General features: G+C 62.1%; 6 protein-coding genes. 2 read left to right on the top strand and 4 right to left on the bottom strand.

What is annotated here, in order from left to right; translation table 11 throughout:
* From ACQY7U_RS00615 to ACQY7U_RS00630, 4 genes are all read right to left on the bottom strand, one after another.
* On the bottom strand, positions 1–377 hold a 377-nt coding region (locus ACQY7U_RS00615), incomplete at its 3' end, for a PhnE/PtxC family ABC transporter permease (RefSeq protein ID WP_428640954.1).
* Positions 378–379: 2 nt separating this feature from the next.
* Positions 380–1,207, bottom strand: a complete 828-nt coding sequence (gene phnC, locus ACQY7U_RS00620) for a phosphonate ABC transporter ATP-binding protein (protein ID WP_428640956.1) — start codon at positions 1,205–1,207, stop codon at positions 380–382.
* A gap of 75 nt (positions 1,208–1,282) precedes the next feature.
* A complete protein-coding gene (gene phnD, locus ACQY7U_RS00625) occupies positions 1,283–2,254 on the bottom strand; it encodes a phosphate/phosphite/phosphonate ABC transporter substrate-binding protein (RefSeq protein ID WP_428640957.1) in 972 nt (323 codons plus the stop codon).
* A gap of 66 nt (positions 2,255–2,320) precedes the next feature.
* A complete protein-coding gene (locus ACQY7U_RS00630) occupies positions 2,321–3,136 on the bottom strand; it encodes a DeoR/GlpR family DNA-binding transcription regulator (protein WP_428640959.1) in 816 nt (271 codons plus the stop codon).
* 323 nt (positions 3,137–3,459) lie between these two features.
* Between ACQY7U_RS00630 and ACQY7U_RS00635 the strand changes: the two genes are divergently transcribed.
* Entirely contained in the window at positions 3,460–4,020 is a 561-nt protein-coding gene (locus ACQY7U_RS00635) for a GbsR/MarR family transcriptional regulator (protein ID WP_428640960.1), read from the top strand.
* 153 nt (positions 4,021–4,173) lie between these two features.
* Positions 4,174–4,571 (top strand): DUF4166 domain-containing protein (locus ACQY7U_RS00640; protein ID WP_428640961.1); only part of this gene is annotated, 398 nt, incomplete at its 3' end.

A 4,571-nucleotide genomic window follows, 5' to 3' on the forward strand; every position in this document is an offset into this window, starting at 1 on the left:
ACCGCGACGATGGCGCGGCACACCAGGTAGATCGGCAGCGGGGCGATGTTGCGCGCCGCGCCCAGCCCGATCGGGATCGAGATGAGGATGCCGACCACGGACGCGGAAACCGTCATCACAGCGCTTTCCACGATGCCGCTCCAGATGTCGCTCCAGCGGGAGACGAAATCGGGCCGGGTGAAGGCGAGAAAGAACTGCCAGCCCCGGTCGAGCCCCTCGTAGACCCGGCCCCAGTCAACGTCGATCGTCAGGAAGGCCGCGATCAGATAGGCGATGAAACAAAGGAATATGCCCCAGCGGAGCAGCGGGTTCGGAATGAAATGGGGCTTGCGCCAGCCCCTGCCGAGCATGTCGTCGAGTTCGCGATGTGCGTCCATGGTCACAGCGCCGCCTCGATCGGTGGGATACCGGCCGGGCCGTCTTCCACTTCCACTTCCTCGTCCTCGACCTTCTGGATCGTCGCCTCCCAGTCCTCCTCGCCGTAAATGGTGCTCAGGACATCGGTCGTCAGCTTTGCTGGCGGACCGTCGAATTCGATGGCGCCGAAACGCAGGCCGACGATCCGCTGCACGAACATCTGGGCGAGTGCCACGTCGTGAATGTTGATGATCGCGGCAAGGCCGCGCTCCTGGCACAGTTCGGTGATGAGGCGCATGATCTGGCGGCTCGTCTTGGGGTCGAGCGAGGCGGTCGGTTCGTCGACCAGGAGCAGCTTGGGGTTCTGGATCAGCGCCCGGCAGATGCCGACACGCTGGCGCTGGCCGCCGGAGAGTTCGTCGGCGCGCTTGTCGGCCATGTGCAAAAGGCCGACGCGGTCCAGAAGCCGGAAGGCTTCGTCGATGTCGGATTGCGGGTACTTGCGCAGGAAGCTGCGCCAGAAGCCGACGTAGCCAAGACGGCCGGAAAGCACGTTCTCCATCACCGTCAGCCGTTCCACCAGCGCGTATTCCTGGAAGATCATCCCCATCTCGCGGCGGGCCCGGCGCAGGGCGCCCGCACCCAGGTGCGTGAGTTCGGTCTCCTCCAGCCAGACTTCGCCCTCCGTCGGCTGCACCAGCCGGTTGATGCAGCGGATCATGGTGGATTTGCCGGCGCCCGAGGGCCCGATCAGGGCCAGCACCTGGCCCCCGGGGACTTCCAGGTCGATGCCTTGCAGCGCCTGGTCGCCCGTCTTGTAGGTCTTGGTAAGCTTCTTGAGGCGCAGCATGTCCCGTCCTTGCGCTTGGGCCGGCGGCAGGCAGGAAAACCCGCCGCCGGCGCGATCATTCGCTAGGTGTCCCGATTATTGGCAGGCGTAGCTGACGCCGTTGGCCGTATCGATCTTGCGGATGACTTCCCAGAACTCTTGGTAGGTCATTTCCAGGAACTGGCCTTCGTTCGACTTGGAGAACTCGGCCTCGAGCGTCGTTCCTTCCCAGTCGAAGTTGAAGAATGCATTGCGGATCTTCTCCTGCAGCTCGGGCTTCAGGTTGTAAACCACACCATATCCGGTGGTCGGGAAGGTCTGCGACTTGTAGATCGTGATTGTGTCTTCGGGCTTGATGACATCGCGCGAAATCATCCGGGTCTTGACCGAGTTGGCGATCGAGGCAGCCATGTAGTCCTTGTTGGCGACGCCCAGGATCGAATTGTCATGCTTGCCGGAGAACACCGGTTCGAAATCGCGCTCCGGGATCATGTCGTAGTCGGCCTTCAGGATCGCCGAAGGCGCCTTGAAGCCGGAGTTGGAGGTCGGCGAGGTGAAGGCAAGCTGCTTGCCCTTGATGTCCTCGACTTTCTCGATTCCCGATCCCGGATAGGTGATGATTTCCATCTCGTACCCGAAGCTGCCGTCCTTGGAGGCCATGATCGTGAACGGCCGGAACCCGGCGCAGTTCACCGCCAGCGGATTGGAGCCCGTATTGAAGCCGGCAATGTGCAGCCGTCCGGAACGCATCGCCTCGATCTGGGCGGCGTTGGACTGGACCGGAAAGAAAACGACCTCCTTGCCGGTTTCCTTTTTCAGGTGGTCCAGAAAATCGGACCAGACCGACTTGTAGACAGCGGGATCCTCAACAGGAGTAAAGGCGAAAATCAGCGTATCGGGGTCGATCTGCTCGGCCGGATCGGTGGGAATGTCGGCGATCAGGTCGCCGTCGGCGTCGCAGTACCTCTTGTCGAGATCGCCGCGCGGGCAATCCTGCGCCATGGCGCCAGTCATGGAAAGTACCGAGAAAATCGCGGCACCTGCGAGTAGTTCCAAGATCCTTTTCATTTCTTCCTCCCATTTGACCCGGATATCCGGTCACATAAACACGTTACCTCTGGCTAAGTCTCTTGTTCAACTTTCTGTCGCAATCAGCACTTCGACACCCGCCGCGGCAAGCGCGGCCTGCAGATCGCCTTCCGGTTCCCGATCCGCCACGATCGAGCCGAATTCCTTGAGGGTTCCGACCTTTGCCAGGCCCTTGCGGTCGAACTTCTCGCCGTCGATCAGCAGGTGCGCCGTCGCGCTCCGGCGGATCATCGCCCGCTTGACCGCCGCGAAACCCCGCACCGTTTCGGACGGACCGTCGGCGGACAGGCCGGAGGCGCCGATCAGGCAGCGGTCGGCATTGTGGCGCTCCAGGTACTCGACCGCATCCGTTCCGACGGTGGCGGATTCAGAGGCGAGATAATGGCCGGGACACAACAGGACCTCGGCCGGTCCGTGGCCGAGCGCCATGGCAACCGGCAGGCTGTTGGTCAGAACCGTGCAGGGCGTGCCCCTGAAGGCGAGAAAGCGCGCGAGTTGCAGGGTGGTGGAGCCGGAATCGATCATCACCGTTTCGCCCTCGCGCACAAGATCCGCCGCGCGCCTGCCGATGCGTTCGCGCTCCTCGACCTTGGCGCCGGTGCGCTCGTCAAGACCTGGGTAATTCCCGTGCGGGGGGGCGGTCGCACCACCATGGGCACGGCTGATCAGGCCCTCGTGGCTCAGCGCCTCGAAATCGCGCCGGATCGTTTCCCCGGACACGCGAAACCGGTCGGCCAGTTCGTTGATACGCACGTGCGGATGCAGTCTGAGTTCGAGCAGGATCTGCTCGCGGCGCTCGGATTTGCGCAGCCGCGGCTTGTCCAGAACAGCGCTGTCGCCGGTCTCCCGAAGCTTCGCCATGCAGGCTTTCCTCACTCCCCAACAGCATCCAAGTCTCAATTAGTGAGGGGTATTCCAACATTTGGCAAGAAATTTTGTGGGAAAGGCAACATTTTTACAGGATGGATGTGGCTGTCTATCAAACCGACTTTCGGCCCGAGGTAGCGGAAGCCACTGCGGAGCGCGCCGAACAACCGGGGATGCCAGGGAACCCGGCCGGAAAGAGCGGAGGTTTCAGTCGGGCCTGCCGCTGGTCGGAAGCCGGTCGTTCCGCAGGTTCCTGCCACCGACCCTCCATTCAAACGCTGCTTGACTCCTGTCTCATTTTGTCTCAAGTTTCTGTCATGACAGAAATTACCGACAAGATTGATCCTTCCGCGAAGGAAAAGTTCATCCTCTATTGGGGGGACATGGGCAGCCAGTGGAGCGTGAACCGTTCGGTGGCGCAGATCCATGCGCTGCTGTACCTGAGCCCGGAGCCGATGAACGCCGAGCAGATCTCGGAGGAGCTCGGAATCGCGCGTTCGAATGTCTCCAACTCGCTGAAGGAACTGGCCGGCTGGAAGCTGATCCAGCGGGTGCCGGTGGCGGGAGACCGGCGGGAGCATTTCGTTGCCGAGACGGACGTGTGGGAAATGGCGCGGCTGATCGCCAAGGGGCGCAAGGAGCGTGAGATCGACCCGGCCATTCGCGCGATCGAGGTCTGTGTGCATCAGGCGGAGGACGAAAAGGCTCTCGACCCCGTCGTGCTGAAGCGCATGCAGGAGATGCACACGTTCCTGCAGACGGTCGACCGCTGGTCCGGTCAGATGATGAACCTGCCGACATCGAAGCTCGCCCCGCTGATGAAGATGGGCGACAAGGTTCTCTCGCTTTTGAAGATCGGCGGCAAGAAGACGGATTGAAGAGGCCCGCCGCCTTGAGGGGGCGGGCTCTACGACAGGAGGGGTGACCGGGGTCGTTGACCGGTCTGCCCCTAAACGACGGTTCCAAAAATTTTTGTCCGGTAATTTCTCTTTATACAGAAATAACCGACATGACAGGAGGGAGTGCAAATGATGAGCGATGGGGCCGTTTTGCTGCGTCCCGCGGTTGGCGACCGACGGTTTCGTGATCTTCTGGGCGAGGCCGCTTGGAGCACTCTGCCTCTGTCCGTGCGCCGCCGCTTCGGCAAGCGTCTGAGCGGCGGGGCGAGCGTCGTATATCAGGGGCTGGTCGTGACGATGCGGATGAACCTCGCAGGCTTTGCCCTTGCCCAACTCGCGCGCGTTGTCGGCGGGCCGCTGCCGCACGACCTGTCGTCGCTGGGCCAGCCCGCCGTTGTTTCCGTCACCGAGGATATCGCCGGAGACGGTCAGTTCTGGATGCGCCAGTATGGCAGGGCCTCGGGCTTTCCGCAGGTTATTCACAGTTCCAAGCGCTTCGATGGCCCGACCGGCATCGAGGAATATATCGG

It is taken from the genome of Roseibium sp., from assembly GCF_050301095.1.
Lineage (GTDB): Bacteria > Pseudomonadota > Alphaproteobacteria > Rhizobiales > Stappiaceae > Roseibium.

What these genes read in the sequence shown, in the direction of transcription:
- ACQY7U_RS00635 (WP_428640960.1), top strand. Translation starts at nt 3,460, where the DNA reads ATGACAGAAATTACCGACAAGATTGATCCTTCCGCGAAGGAAAAGTTC.
- phnC (WP_428640956.1), bottom strand. Translation starts at nt 1,207, where the DNA reads ATGCTGCGCCTCAAGAAGCTTACCAAGACCTACAAGACGGGCGACCAG.
- phnD (WP_428640957.1), bottom strand. Translation starts at nt 2,254, where the DNA reads ATGAAAAGGATCTTGGAACTACTCGCAGGTGCCGCGATTTTCTCGGTA.
- ACQY7U_RS00630 (WP_428640959.1), bottom strand. Translation starts at nt 3,136, where the DNA reads ATGGCGAAGCTTCGGGAGACCGGCGACAGCGCTGTTCTGGACAAGCCG.